Annotated in this window: 15 protein-coding genes and 1 other annotated feature; of the genes, 5 read left to right on the top strand and 10 right to left on the bottom strand. The window is 49.7% G+C overall.

Translation table 11 applies throughout. The annotated features are described in order from the left end of the window. Positions 1-83 precede the first annotated feature (83 nt). From EDC32_RS13085 to EDC32_RS13095, 3 genes are all read right to left on the bottom strand, one after another. Complete coding sequence (locus EDC32_RS13085; RefSeq protein WP_132222802.1) at positions 84-1,130, bottom strand: M42 family metallopeptidase; 1,047 nt, start codon at positions 1,128-1,130, stop codon at positions 84-86. Between the two features lie 79 nt (positions 1,131-1,209). Further along, complete coding sequence (locus EDC32_RS13090; RefSeq protein WP_022736852.1) at positions 1,210-1,692, bottom strand: PTS sugar transporter subunit IIA; 483 nt, start codon at positions 1,690-1,692, stop codon at positions 1,210-1,212. Between the two features lie 22 nt (positions 1,693-1,714). Further along, positions 1,715-2,845 carry an aminopeptidase gene (locus EDC32_RS13095; RefSeq protein WP_132222804.1) on the bottom strand — a complete coding sequence of 377 codons (1,131 nt, stop codon included), beginning with the start codon at positions 2,843-2,845 and terminating at the stop codon, positions 1,715-1,717. A gap of 149 nt (positions 2,846-2,994) precedes the next feature. Here EDC32_RS13095 and EDC32_RS13100 point away from each other — a divergent pair, with 149 nt between their 5' ends. After that, on the top strand, positions 2,995-3,495 hold the full coding sequence (locus EDC32_RS13100) for a GAF domain-containing protein (protein ID WP_132222806.1): 501 nt from the start codon (positions 2,995-2,997) through the stop codon (positions 3,493-3,495). A 26-nt stretch (positions 3,496-3,521) separates the two neighbouring features. Here EDC32_RS13100 and EDC32_RS13105 read toward each other — a convergent pair whose 3' ends face one another. From EDC32_RS13105 to EDC32_RS13115, 3 genes are all read right to left on the bottom strand, one after another. Then, positions 3,522-4,079, bottom strand: a complete 558-nt coding sequence (locus tag EDC32_RS13105) for a hypothetical protein (RefSeq protein WP_132222808.1) — start codon at positions 4,077-4,079, stop codon at positions 3,522-3,524. A gap of 106 nt (positions 4,080-4,185) precedes the next feature. Then, positions 4,186-4,620 carry an NUDIX hydrolase gene (locus EDC32_RS13110; RefSeq protein WP_054095940.1) on the bottom strand — a complete coding sequence of 145 codons (435 nt, stop codon included), beginning with the start codon at positions 4,618-4,620 and terminating at the stop codon, positions 4,186-4,188. 12 nt (positions 4,621-4,632) lie between these two features. Continuing rightward, the gene (locus EDC32_RS13115) at positions 4,633-5,109 is read right to left on the bottom strand and encodes a PaaI family thioesterase (RefSeq protein WP_132222810.1); all 477 of its coding nucleotides are present in this window, start codon (positions 5,107-5,109) and stop codon (positions 4,633-4,635) included. Between the two features lie 50 nt (positions 5,110-5,159). On the opposite strand from EDC32_RS13115, the gene EDC32_RS13120 reads away from it, so the two are divergent. Continuing rightward, positions 5,160-6,002: a diacylglycerol/lipid kinase family protein gene (locus EDC32_RS13120; protein ID WP_132222812.1), complete on the top strand. Its 843-nt coding sequence runs from the start codon at positions 5,160-5,162 to the stop codon at positions 6,000-6,002. Here EDC32_RS13120 and EDC32_RS13125 read toward each other — a convergent pair. Further along, complete coding sequence (locus EDC32_RS13125) at positions 5,984-6,586, bottom strand: histidine phosphatase family protein (protein WP_132222814.1); 603 nt, start codon at positions 6,584-6,586, stop codon at positions 5,984-5,986. The two genes, EDC32_RS13120 and EDC32_RS13125, sit on opposite strands and share 19 nt — an antisense overlap. A gap of 179 nt (positions 6,587-6,765) precedes the next feature. Beyond that, a complete protein-coding gene (gene holB / locus EDC32_RS13130) occupies positions 6,766-7,776 on the bottom strand; it encodes a DNA polymerase III subunit delta' (protein WP_158283377.1) in 1,011 nt (336 codons plus the stop codon). Positions 7,777-7,949: 173 nt separating this feature from the next. Between holB and trmB the strand changes: the two genes are divergently transcribed. The 3 genes from trmB (at position 7,950) to EDC32_RS13145 (ending at position 10,255) form a co-directional block, all read left to right on the top strand. After that, positions 7,950-8,630 carry a tRNA (guanosine(46)-N7)-methyltransferase TrmB gene (gene trmB / locus EDC32_RS13135; protein WP_246026946.1) on the top strand — a complete coding sequence of 227 codons (681 nt, stop codon included), beginning with the start codon at positions 7,950-7,952 and terminating at the stop codon, positions 8,628-8,630. A gap of 261 nt (positions 8,631-8,891) precedes the next feature. Next, on the top strand, positions 8,892-9,494 hold the full coding sequence (gene rpsD, locus EDC32_RS13140; RefSeq protein WP_022736862.1) for a 30S ribosomal protein S4: 603 nt from the start codon (positions 8,892-8,894) through the stop codon (positions 9,492-9,494). Positions 9,495-9,844: 350 nt separating this feature from the next. Then, entirely contained in the window at positions 9,845-10,255 is a 411-nt protein-coding gene (locus EDC32_RS13145) for an NUDIX hydrolase (RefSeq protein ID WP_132222820.1), read from the top strand. Between the two features lie 68 nt (positions 10,256-10,323). Here the strand turns inward: EDC32_RS13145 and EDC32_RS13150 are convergent, their stop codons facing one another. Further along, complete coding sequence (locus EDC32_RS13150; protein WP_132222822.1) at positions 10,324-10,707, bottom strand: hypothetical protein; 384 nt, start codon at positions 10,705-10,707, stop codon at positions 10,324-10,326. Positions 10,708-10,897: 190 nt separating this feature from the next. Next, positions 10,898-12,157: a tyrosine--tRNA ligase gene (gene tyrS, locus EDC32_RS13155; protein WP_132222824.1), complete on the bottom strand. Its 1,260-nt coding sequence runs from the start codon at positions 12,155-12,157 to the stop codon at positions 10,898-10,900. Between the two features lie 44 nt (positions 12,158-12,201). Then, positions 12,202-12,419: a binding site (T-box leader), on the bottom strand. Positions 12,420-12,477: the final 58 nt, after the last annotated feature.

A 12,477-nucleotide genomic window follows, 5' to 3' on the forward strand; every position in this document is an offset into this window, starting at 1 on the left:
ATTACGGTTTGTTGAAAAATTAAAATAAGCCTCATCACTGAGGCTTATTTCAATGATTTGTTTTTCTCCACAACCGCGTCACATCAAAGCGAGGCGGATTGCAAGTAATGATACAGAAGCCGATAAGTGTGTTCCAAAGCGTCTCGGTGGGTCCGCTCATAGGCATGGGAAGCGTCCACACCAGGGCCGATCAATGCATGCATCACATCAAATCCGGCTCTGACAGCCGCGCTGCCATCGGACGCATAATACGGATAAAGGTCCACTTGATAATAAATTCCGTGCTCTTCCGCCAACCGGATCAATTTGCTGGTCAGTTCATAATGATAAGGGCCGCTTCCATCTTTGGCACAAATAGAGACACAAAATTCATCCGTCGTCTGCCCTTCCCCGATGGCACCCATGTCAATCGCCAGATATTCACGCACTTGAGCAGGGATATTGGAATTGGCGCCAAACCCCACTTCTTCAAAATTACTAAAGAAAAAATGCGTTGTATGCGGTAATTTTATATTATTTTCTTTAATATCAGCCATTAATTCTATTAAAATGGCCGCACTTGCCTTATCATCCAAATGACGGGCTTTGATAAAGCCTGATTCTGTTTCTACCACTTGTGGATCAAATGCGACATAATCACCTACGCTGATTCCCAGTGCTTTCACATCATCCGCGTTGCTCACTTTGGCGTCTAGCCGAACTTCGATATGCTCATCCGACCGTTTCTGCTCTTCGGCGTCCGCATACACATGCACAGAGGTATGAGTCGCCAAAATCGTTCCCGGCACAACCTGTCCCGACCGCGTTTTGACAAAGCAATATGCCCCATCGACGGAAAACCAACCAAATCCGCCAATTTTACTCAACCGCAACCGTCCGTTGGCCTTGATCTCTTTCACCATGGCCCCCAATGTGTCTACATGCACAGTGACCAAGCGATGGACATCGTCATCCTCCCCTTTTATGGTCACCATCAAACTGCCTTTGTTGTTTTTTTTGCACGGCAAACCCAAGGCATCCATGCGCTGTTCAATATATTGGATCGCCTCATGCGCACAACCTGTGGGGCTTTGAATATTTAACAATTGAACCAATGTCCGGCGTGTCTCTTTCTCTCGAAAAAAGGCCATTAGGCACCCTCCCCGCAATCAGAATAAAGGCTTCCTTCGCCTTGCCCAATATCAGAAGGAAGCCCCATTCACGATTATTTTATTTCTTCGGTTCAAGGATGGCGGCCACCGTTTTTCCTGCTTCTACTTTTTCCTGCACTTGGTCGCGAATGGTCCAATCCGCTAGTTGAGGAAAAATGACCGGTGTGGTTAACGGCTTGCCTTTTTCCTTGATGTAATCCATATCGAACTCAAGCAACATCTGACCTGCTTTGACTTTGTCCCCTTCCGATACATGGGCGACAAACCCTTCACCGTTTAATTCGACGGTATCAATTCCCACATGGATCAGCATTTCCACACCTGCGGCAGTTTTTAAACCGATGGCGTGTTTGGTTGGAAACAGATTGATCACTTCCCCGTCCGCCGGCGCGCACACGAGGCCCGCATCCGGTTCCACGGCAAAGCCATCGCCCATCATTTTCTGAGAAAACACTTGATCTGGCACTTGCTCCAGCGGTATTTTCCGTCCTGAGAGCGGTGACAAAATCTCGGTTTCTTTCTTGCGCTTCCAAAAAAACATGCGTGCTAGTTCCTACCTTCTTTTAAAATGAATTGCTGTTTTTTAGGTTCTCCGGATTGAGCGGAATCAAGTCATCAACCACAAACAACCCGTCTTTTCTGATCAATTCTCCGTCGAAGTAAATCTCCCCACCGCCGTATTCGGGACGTTGGATGCAAACCAGATCCCAATGCACGGAGGAGCGGTTGCCATTGTCAGCATCTTCATACGCGTTACCCGGCGTAAAGTGGAAGCTGCCATTGATCTTCTCATCAAACAGCGTATCTTTCATCGGGTGGTTGATGTATGGATTGACCCCGATGCTGAATTCGCCGATAAAGCGGGCGCCTTCATCCGTATCCAACACTTGGTTGATGCGCTCGGTATCGTTGGCTTTCGCTTTTACGATTTTGCCGTTTTCAAATTCGAAACAGATGTTTTCGAAGGTGACGCCTTGGTACACGGACGGCGTGTTAAACGTGATCTTTCCGTTGACCGAGTCCTTAACGGGTGCCGTGTACACTTCACCGTCAGGAATATTGCACTCCCCGGCACACTTAATCACGGGGATGTCTTTGATTGAGAATGTCAAATCTGTGCCAGGCCCGACGATCCGCACTTGATCTGCTTGCTCCATCCGTTTCACCAGTGGTTCCATTACTTCCGCCATGCGCTCGTAATCCACATTGCACACTTGGAAATAAAAGTCTTCAAACGCCTCCGTACTCATGTTGGCCAATTGTGCCATGGAAGAGTTCGGGTACCGTAGCACAACCCACTTGGTGTTTTTGACCCGCTCGTTGCTATGTACTGGCTGTTTGAACATGCGCGCATACAGACTCATTTTGTCATCCGGCACATCGCTCGTCTCAGAAACGTTGTCGCTTCCGCGGATGCCGATGTAACAATCCATGTCTTTCATCTGGTTGAGTGCATGACGCGCCCAGATTTCTTGGTGCTCCTCAGAGGTTCCGAGCAACAGCGCACGCGTGATCTTCTCATCATGAAGTTGCACATACGGATAACCGCCAGCGTCATACACAGCGGCGATCAGCTCGCGCGCCAGTTCACGCTCTTTTCCGAAAACATCAATTAAAACGCGTTCCCCTTTTTGCACCTTGCACGAATGTTCAACCAGTATTTTGGCCAATTTGGAAATACGAGAATCCCGCATGACTTCATCCCCTTTTCATTTGTGAGTGATCATTGTACAATGACACGAGATCAAATGGTCAAGCCTAATTCCAGCACAATCGAACCCTCAATAATTTATTTTATCATGAATTTTCCTGATGACAAATGCCATAACTGGGAGGAATTGAATTGTTCACATTTGAAAAAGCGGCCGGAGACAAGCAAACCCGGTTGAACAGCATCGTGAACCAAGTAGTCCATCTGATTGACGGGGAAAGGGACTGGTTGGCCAATTTGTCCAATACAGCTTCCCACCTCTACCATACCCTCGGTGAAGTCAACTGGGTTGGATTTTACCTCATGAAGGGAAACGAACTGGTCCTCGGACCGTTCCATGGCTTGCCGGCCTGCATTCGCATCCCAGTGGGGAAAGGCGTGTGCGGAACAGCTGTACAAGAAGCAAAAACGTTGCTGGTGGAAGATGTACATGCCTTCCCAGGCCACATCGCCTGCGACGCCGCCACCCGCTCGGAAATGGTTATTCCTTTGAAAGTGGATGGTCAGATCATTGGCGTACTAGATATTGACAGCCCGGTCATTAACCGCTTCGACGACACCGACCGCACGGCGCTGGAGCGGGTAGCAGAGCTTTTGTGCCAAGGGTGTGACTGGAGTAGTTTATTAAAATAAAAAAGCCACGATTCGCGTGGCTTTCCTCACTTCATATTGTATCCCCATTGCATCGGGCGGAATTTGACTTTCCAGATTCCGGCCTTGTTCTTCACCATCTGGAACTGGCCCAGATTCTCCCCTTCTTCCGGAAATTCCAGATAGCCTGTTTTTTGATCCACTTCGATAAACTTAACTTCTTGCATCCGGGCGAAGAGCTTGCGCATCTTTTCAGCCATCTTGGGGCCTTCTTCTTTCATCATTTGCATATGCTCTTGCTTGCTCCATTCCCTTTGTTCCACATCGTCAACAAACAGTTCATACTGCGTGTTGTAATCATGGGTTTCAATCGCATGGAAGTAGAGCTTGGCGACCATGATGGGGTCGGCTTCTTTGAGCACACGGTCATCAAATTTCTTTTTAAAGGCGGCATACACCTTCAATTCGTCTGGACTTAATTGCATTAGGTTGCTCTCTTCGGCTAACGCGACTTTGTTCTCATTGCCCACGACCGTGCCTGTTCCAAGCTCTTCAGTTTCTTGGCAGCCCAGAAGGAGGGCGCTGGACAAACATATCGCGGCCAACACTTTCCAACCTTTTTTCAAGAAATACCCCTCCTAAAACCTCATCAGAAAAATAATAGCATGTTTTCGGGCTGAGAGCTTGTCATTACAGTGAACAAGAAAAAAACCTTCCTAGCGGCGGAAGGTTTCATTCGCGCTCGATCCCGCGAAAATCGGTATACACGCGGTAAGCGCGGCGGATCTCCTCTTTCATCCAATCGGGAAATTCTCCTTGATCCAAGTCGGCCAACGGCACCCAGTGGTAACTCTCATGCTCGGCGCTCAACCGCACTTGGCCCAACGGCTGGTCGCAGGCAAACTTGACGATAATCAAGTGCTTCTCCTCTTGAATCTCATCATAGATGTAAGCCGGTGCAACCACCTTTACTTGCAAACCCGTCTCTTCCATCACTTCTCTGGACAACGCGTCCATCAACGGTTCGGAAGGCTCCAATCCGCCTCCCGGAAAATCCCACCCATGCGTCTCTTTTCTCGTCCGCTCTTCCTCAGACTTGCGTAAGATCAGCACGTGGTCCCGATCGAAAATAATAGCTTTCGCAGCAATCTTATAAGGTTTATTCATATTAGCCCCCACCTACTTCAAGCGAAAAAAGGTTGAGGAAGCTGTGGCGATTAACTTTTCCCGCTCGTCGGTTACTTTCGTATCCATCACGATGATGGTTTTTCCCTTTTTGATGACGGACGTTTCTGCCGTCAGCCATCCCGTTTCGCCCGGCGCGAGGAAATGCACGTTCAAATCCAGCGTCACCGCTTTCGCCTGGCTCCCCTCGGCTTGGATGACGGTCGAACCCATCGCCGTGTCAATAAACGTCGCTGTCACGCCACCATGCAACATGTTGAAGCGGTTGCGCAATTCATCAGTGATGAACATGCGGTGCAAGTAAACTCCTTTGTCTGCATCATAACCGAGCACTTGAAAATTCATCATCTCTTCGATATAGGCAAGCGGGCTGACACGAGTGCGTTTCAAAGCTTGCACCAATTTGTGGATCGTCTTCACTTCCGATGGGGTCAAGTCTTGCATCTCTTGATATAAGGTTTCCAATGTCATCGCGCTTTCCTACCTTGCCAACTGTTTTATGTCTTACTTTATATTAACGAATCAAAAAAGGGTTAGCAAGCAACCCCAGCTCGCACCGCCATGCGTTGGGATCGATTGAAGTGGTTCACACCAATCGCCCCGGTGATGGAGCCAGGGCCATCACCTCGCAGGCGGCGGACGTCGACCTCATTATCGCCACTGGTGGGGACGGCATCGTGCATGAATGCATCAAATTAGAAAGGCGCCCAGTGTTTGGCATCTTACCCTTAGGCACTTGTAATGACTTTTCGCGTACGCTCAGCATTCCCCAAAACATTGACGAGGCGGTTGAGACCTTGCTTGAAGGCAGGGGAGAAGCCATGGATGTCGGAAAGTATGAAGACCGCTATTTTCTTAACTTCTGGGGGATCGGGCTGATCACGCAAGTGTCTGAACAGATCGACAGCGAAATAAAAAAGCAGTTTGGCCGCATCGTCTATTACTTGAGTGCCTTTCACATGATCCAAGAACAACGAAGCTTCCACGTGGAAGTAAACGGAGATGGGATACATTTCAAAGGCGAAGCAGTAATGGTACTGGTGGGAAACGGTTCCTATGTCGGCGGAGTGGAAGCGTATTTCCCATACAGCCAAGTCAATGATGGGTTGTTGGACTTCTTGATCTTCAAAGAACTCTCCCTCTCTGCCGTCACTTCCCTCACCTATTCGCTGTTCACAGCGGAAAGACCGAGTGCCGAAGGGTTGATTTCGTTCAAGACTCCCCACCTCGAAGTCATCACAGAGCCGAGCTTGAAGGTGGACTGCGACGGGGAGAAAAATATGTTTATCCCCACTCGCCTGCAAGTATTACCAGGCCATCTGCGCATGTTGATCTGGCCGGACTTCTATTCTGCTTCCAAGTGAGGGGTCTGGTTAAACGACCGTAATTTCCACCCATCCAATTCATGATGGGTCAGATGGGAAATGGCTGTATTTTCCAGCCTGGTTTTCCCAAAGTCGATTTCTCCTTGAGTCAGCACGCCTAACGCGGCGGTAATACACATGCCATGGGCCACAATCAGAATCCGTTCGCCGCGGTGCTTGTGCACCAATTCTTCACACTTGCGCACAAACCGCTCCTGCACCGCTGTGGTGGGTTCCACTCCGTACACGCCACCCGTCAGCCGCACCGTCTCCCAGTCAGGATACTCCCGCAACACTTCTTCCACCGTGCGTCCTTCCCATTCTCCACCGTGGCGCTCGCGAAATTCGGGAAAACAAGTGACGGATATCCCCTGTTTGGCCGCGATACACCTCGCGGTTTCATGAGCCCGCTCCAAATCACTGGAGTAAATGGCGGCAAACGGCTGATCGGCCAAATAGGCGGCAACCCGTTCCGCTTGTTGTCGCCCCAGCTCGCTCAACGGCACATCCTGATGCCCTTGATAGCGCTTTGTTTGGTTCCACTCGGTGACACCATGACGCACTAGAAATACATGGGTTTCCATTTTCGTCTTCCTCTCTGCTATATGATCTGCTTTTTTCTATTATATATTGAATCTATTGACAAAAGTGCCCCGCCCGATTTTCAGCCTACGGCTTACCCTGCTGTGATCTGTTGTTTACACCGACCTCGCACACGTTTGACATAAAAAAAACGGGGCTCTTTCACAAAAGAGCCCCGCTCTCAAACCTTGGACAGGGAGATCAGTTGCCAGCCGTTCTCCATGGTCAGCCGCCCTTCTTGGATCGACATGACCATCTGCTCGATAATGCTCTGGTTGTTGTATTGCGGTCGAATCAACAACCGACGGGCGATCATGACATTATCCATAGCAAGCAACAATTGATCCTGCCCGTATCGGTCGGGAAAGCGCACCTCCCACTCCCGGAAAACACGCGCCCCATCTACCGTCACATGCATAAGTACATCACGATACCAAAGGAGCAGGACATCGAGAAGCTGCTCCGCTCGCCCTTGCTCCACTTCAGTTTGAAACCATTTTTCAGTCGGGGTCAACAGCGCGCTCATTTGTCCGGCCAAAATTTGGTTACCCCAGTCAATGATTCGCCGGCATGTCTCTTCAAACGCTTGCGGGTCAAACTCCTCCATATCCACTTTTCCTGGCAGGTGCGCCATCACACTTGCCACTTTAGCCGGCAAACCGTCCTCCACCAGTTTCTGACGCTTTTGCTCCGGAGAAAGTTCAGGAAAGCGGATGCGTTGGCACCGGGATCGGATGGTGGGAAGCAAGTCGGATAAATTCTCCGTAATCAACACCACCACCATGGGGGAGCTGGGTTCTTCAATGAATTTCAATAGACTGTTGGCCGTTTCATCGCGCATCTTGTCTGCCTGTTCCAGCACGGCGACGCGGGTGATGCCTTGGCGCGCGCTGTATTTAAACTTGGCTTGCAGCTCCCTCACCTGGGCGATTTTGATCACATTCCCGTCCGGCTGGATGGTTACCACATCGGGATGATTGCCGTGAGCAATTTGCAGGCATGAAGGACAGCGGTCGCACGGGTCCCCCTTGCTCTCTTCACAGTTGACGGCTTTCGCCAATTCCAACGCCAATTCCCTTTTGCCTGTCCCCGGCTTGCCGTAAAAAATAAACGCGTGCGCCAGCTTGTTTTGCCGGATCGCGCGCTGGAAAAACTCCGCCAAACGGGGTTGCATCGCATTTTGGAAAGACATCTGACCAAGCCTCCGCTCGCACCATTTTGGTTTTATCATCACATGGGCGCGGTGAAAAAGCAAGGCGCGAGTAGCCTATGCTCCGACCTTGTCTGGATAAATCTTTTGTTTTCCGTGTTCCGCCCGTTTATAATAAAACACGAAAATACTTGGAAGAATGGTTGAGGCTAACGATGAGATTAAGAAGAAAACCTGAAGCAAAGCAAAAATTGATGGAACATCCCCTTGTCTTCACCCCAACAGAAGACAACAAAGGGCAGATGCAAGGCCAGTGGCGCTCCGCCTTCCCTCATGAAACCCATCCGCTTCATGTAGAGCTCGGCACGGGAAAAGGCCAATTCCTGGCCAAAGCATCAACATTGCGACCTGATATTAATTGGATCGGGGTGGAACGAATTGAAGAGCCGCTCTTGCAGGCTGTTCGCAAGGGCGAAGCAACCGAAAACACCAACCTCCGCTATATATGGGCCGATGTGGAAAACTTAACCGACATTTTCGCAACCGGAGAAGTCGACCGCATCTATCTGCACTTTAGCGATCCTTGGCCCAAAAAGCGGCATGCCAAGCGTCGCTTAACTTACCGCCGGTTTCTTGATTTATATGAACAAGTGTTGGCGCCGGCTGGCGACCTGATCTTAAAAACGGATAGCGTCTCCCTGTTCGACTTCTCGTTGGAAGAATTTGAAGAGCGGGGGTGGGAAGTGGTCGAAATCAGCCGCGATCTGCACCACAGTCCCTATGCCCCCACCAACATCACCACGGAATACGAAGATAAGTTCTCTTCCCGAGGCATGCCTATTCACTATGTGAGGGTTACTCCGCCCAAAGAGCGGGCTGTAGCTGACGAAAATTAACAGCTGGAACAAACCGCCGGCACATTGACTTTTCATGGATTTCCCCTATAATTATTCTTTGTATGGCTCAAACTGCCTCCGAGGGAATTTGAGGATAGCATGCAAACGATAGGTGAGAGGATCACCCTCACTGATTCGCCCCATGAGCTCTTCATGGGTGTCCTGCCTTTCGCCGCTATCCGGAAGGCGTGGATAACGTTAGCGAATCAGCACCCTGTCATTTGCAAGAAACAAATGCAAATGATGAAAGGAGCAATAACAATGGCACGTTACACTGGACCAACATGGAAACTGAGCCGTCGCCTGGGTATCTCTCTTTCCGGAACCGGTAAAGAGTTGGCTAAACGCCCATATGCCCCAGGTCAACACGGACCAGGCCAACGCAAAAAATTAAGTGAGTACGGACTTCAGCTTCAAGAAAAACAAAAACTGCGCCTGATGTACGGCGTGGGCGAAAAACAATTCCGCAACTTGTTTGTGCGTGCAGGCAAGATGAAAGGGATTCATGGTGAAAACTTCATGAAACTCCTGGAATCTCGCCTTGACAACCTCGTTTACCGCGCTGGTTTCGCCCGCACCCGTGCCCAAGCCCGCCAATTGGTGGTGCATGGCCACATCACGGTAAACGGCAAAAAGCTCGACCGTCCGTCTTACCAAGTACAACCTGGCGAAGTGATCGGATTGCGTGAAAAAAGCCGCAATCTGAGCATCATCAAAGAAGCTCTGGAAGAGCGTCAATACCTGCCAGAGTTCATGTCTTTCGATGAGAACAAACTGGAGGCTACCTACAACCGCCTGCCAGAGCGTTCCGAAATGCCATCCGAAATCAACGAAACCATGATCGTTGAGTTCTACTCCCGTTAATTTGGGGGATTTGATAAAAAAACGGCTGATCCCATGGATCAGCCGTTTTTTCATGGTGATGAAGTGTCAGCGAGAACTATGAATCTTATTTAACATATATTTATCCCTTTCTATATATAACTCATTAGCAATTTTTGCTAAAATATAGATACAGGGGTTTGTTTCTCTTCTCACTACCCCATCTCATCCTCCATCTCTTCATTCCTTCGCCTTACTGTTGTTTCAACATTCCAAAAACGCCGCTCAAATCAGATATCGCTTTTTTGCACCGTTTCCCGGTGCTTAACCCCAAACCCCTTTTCCATACCGGTTAGAACGTTTTTAAAATCCTCAAAGGTTAGGTGATCCCTGTGACACCACCTAAGCATATTCTCGCCGCATATGTGTTGATCCTTAACTATGACGCGGAAATCCTGCTTATCAAACACCCTCAACGCGGTTGGGAGCTTCCCGGTGGTCAAGTAAAAGAGAATGAATCCATCCGCCTTGCCGCCATTCGCGAGGTCAAGGAAGATACCGGGGTTCTCATCAAACTTGTCAAATACTGCGGCATATTCCAAAATGTGCGCTCGAATATCTGCAACTTTCTATTCATCGGCAAACCGATCGGCGGCCGCATCTCCACCAATGGCGATGAATACGAAGATGCTGGCTATTTCCCGGTTGAAACAGCGATGCGCCTTGTCACATGGCGACATATGAAACAACGGATTCTCTACTGTTTAGATGAACGCAGACATCCATTCTTTGTAGAATATTAAGGGTCGGCTCCGCCTTCTGATGGGCCGGAGGCGGAGCCAGCATGTTTCTCCCAGTCGTTGAGCATCAGTTAGCAGCCATGCGTTTGATTTAACACATCCTGTCCCCAACGGTGCCGCGTCCTCAGAAGATGGCGAAGACACTTGTGATCAGACAGCTTCGTCTCCACATACCGACGCAAGGATTCTTCTACGAACGGCAAGACCCGAAAGTTGCGCTCGTGATGCCCTGTCTGTACCAATGACAGCATTTCTCGATAAAACGCTACATCCAGACGACTGTCCCCGCACACACATTCCTCTTCCATGTGGGCTTCCATTTTAGCCACCGCTTCCTCCAATTCAGCCTTGATCTCTTCCATCAACTCTTCATGCCAATACTCATGGTGCAACTTCTCCCACACCCGCAGTCCATGATCGTGCGACTGCAATCCTTTATTGCTTCGCTTAGTCAAAATAAATCATCCCCATCCTTTTAATCGGATTTAAACTCACCTCTATTATACTGAAAAGTGAGAAAAATCGGTAAAAGGATGATGATTTATTTATCCGAATTTGGCTCCGTGCCAGCTTGTCATCACACCGGGACAAACAAGCCGACGGAGGCATCCTCCATCGGCATGCCGTCCTGGTATCGAGTTTACATCAACCCAAGATCACTTTGGCAAACTTTCGCCGACCTACTTGCACAACCATCCCATCTTGCACTTCCACTTTTGCCTGCGGGTCCGTCACTTTCTGTTGGTTGATGCGTACGCCCCCTTGCTGGATCATGCGGCGACCTTCTCCATTGGTGGCCACAAGCCCCAATTTGCTGAGCAAAGCGACAATCCACATCCGTCCATCCTCCAAGTCGGCGGCATTGACCTGCACTTCGGGCATGTCATCCGGCAAGTCTCGCTGTTGGAACACGGTCTTGAAGTGGTTCTCAGCTTCTTGCGCCGCTTGTTCGCCGTGGTACATCCGCACCAGCGTGCGACCGAGGCGCATCTTGGCATCCCGCGGGTGGATGGTTCCCTCAGCCAACCCTTGTTTCAGCTCCTCCAACTCCTCCAACGACAGATCCGTGGCCAGTTCAAAGTATTTTACCATCAACTCATCTGGGATAGACATCGCCTTGCCGTACATGTTGTTGGGGTCCTCATCCACCCCAATGTAGTTGCCCAAGCTTTTGCTCATCTTCTTCACGCCGTCTAAGCCTTCCAACAACGGCATGGTGAGAATCACTTGTTCCTCTTGCGCATATTCTTTTTGTAGTTGACGCCCCATGAGCAGGTTAAAAGTCTGGTCCGTTCCACCTAACTCGATATCACTTTTGAGCGCCACCGAGTCGTATCCTTGCATGAGCGGGTAGAAAAATTCATGAATGCTGATCGCTTGCCCACTTTGGTAACGTTTGGAGAAGTCATCCCGCTCCAACATGCGAGCCACCGTGCACTTGGAAGCGAGGAATGTCACATCGGCAAAAGTGAGCGGGCTCAACCAAGAGCTGTTGAAGTGGATTTCCGTCTTGTCCGGGTCCAACACTTTGAACAGTTGCTCCGTGTACGTTTTGGCGTTTTCCTTTACTTCCGCTTCCGTCAACTGTTTGCGCGTCTCCGACTTGCCTGTCGGGTCGCCGATTTGGGCCGTGAAATCACCGATGACCAACTGCACAATGTGCCCCAGTTTCTGAAAGTCGCGCAGCTTGTTGAAGACCACCGTGTGGCCGATATGCAAGTCCGGCGCAGTCGGGTCCAAACCTAATTTAACCTTGAGCGGCTCTCCCGTTTCAATCGAACGGCGCAATTTGGAAATCAATCCTTCTGCTGGAAGGATTTCTGCCGCTCCTCGTTGAATAATTTTCAGTTGTTTCTCCAATTCAGCCTGAACTTCAGGCTTCATCGCTTGCTCTTGCGTACCCATGTTTACCACCAACCTTTTTGAAATATAAAAAAACCCCGCCCCCCAAAAGGGACGGAGTTTATTTCCGCGGTACCACCCTAATTGAAAGCACGAATTGGCTTTCCCCTCATTGCATAACGGATCGCTCCGTACACCGACCTCATTAGGCCGGCATCAGCTCCCAAGTGTAATTCATCGATAGCGATCCACTGGTTCGCACCAACCACCAGCTCTCTGACATGGATTCCATCCATCGACTACTGCGCTTGTTCACAGCTTTTCAATATGTTACCTGACGAGTCAGGGGCTTGTGACATGCGATTATGCTATAATATTACCCT

This window comes from Laceyella sacchari (assembly GCF_004343255.1).
Taxonomy (GTDB): Bacteria; Bacillota; Bacilli; order Thermoactinomycetales; family Thermoactinomycetaceae; genus Laceyella; species Laceyella sacchari.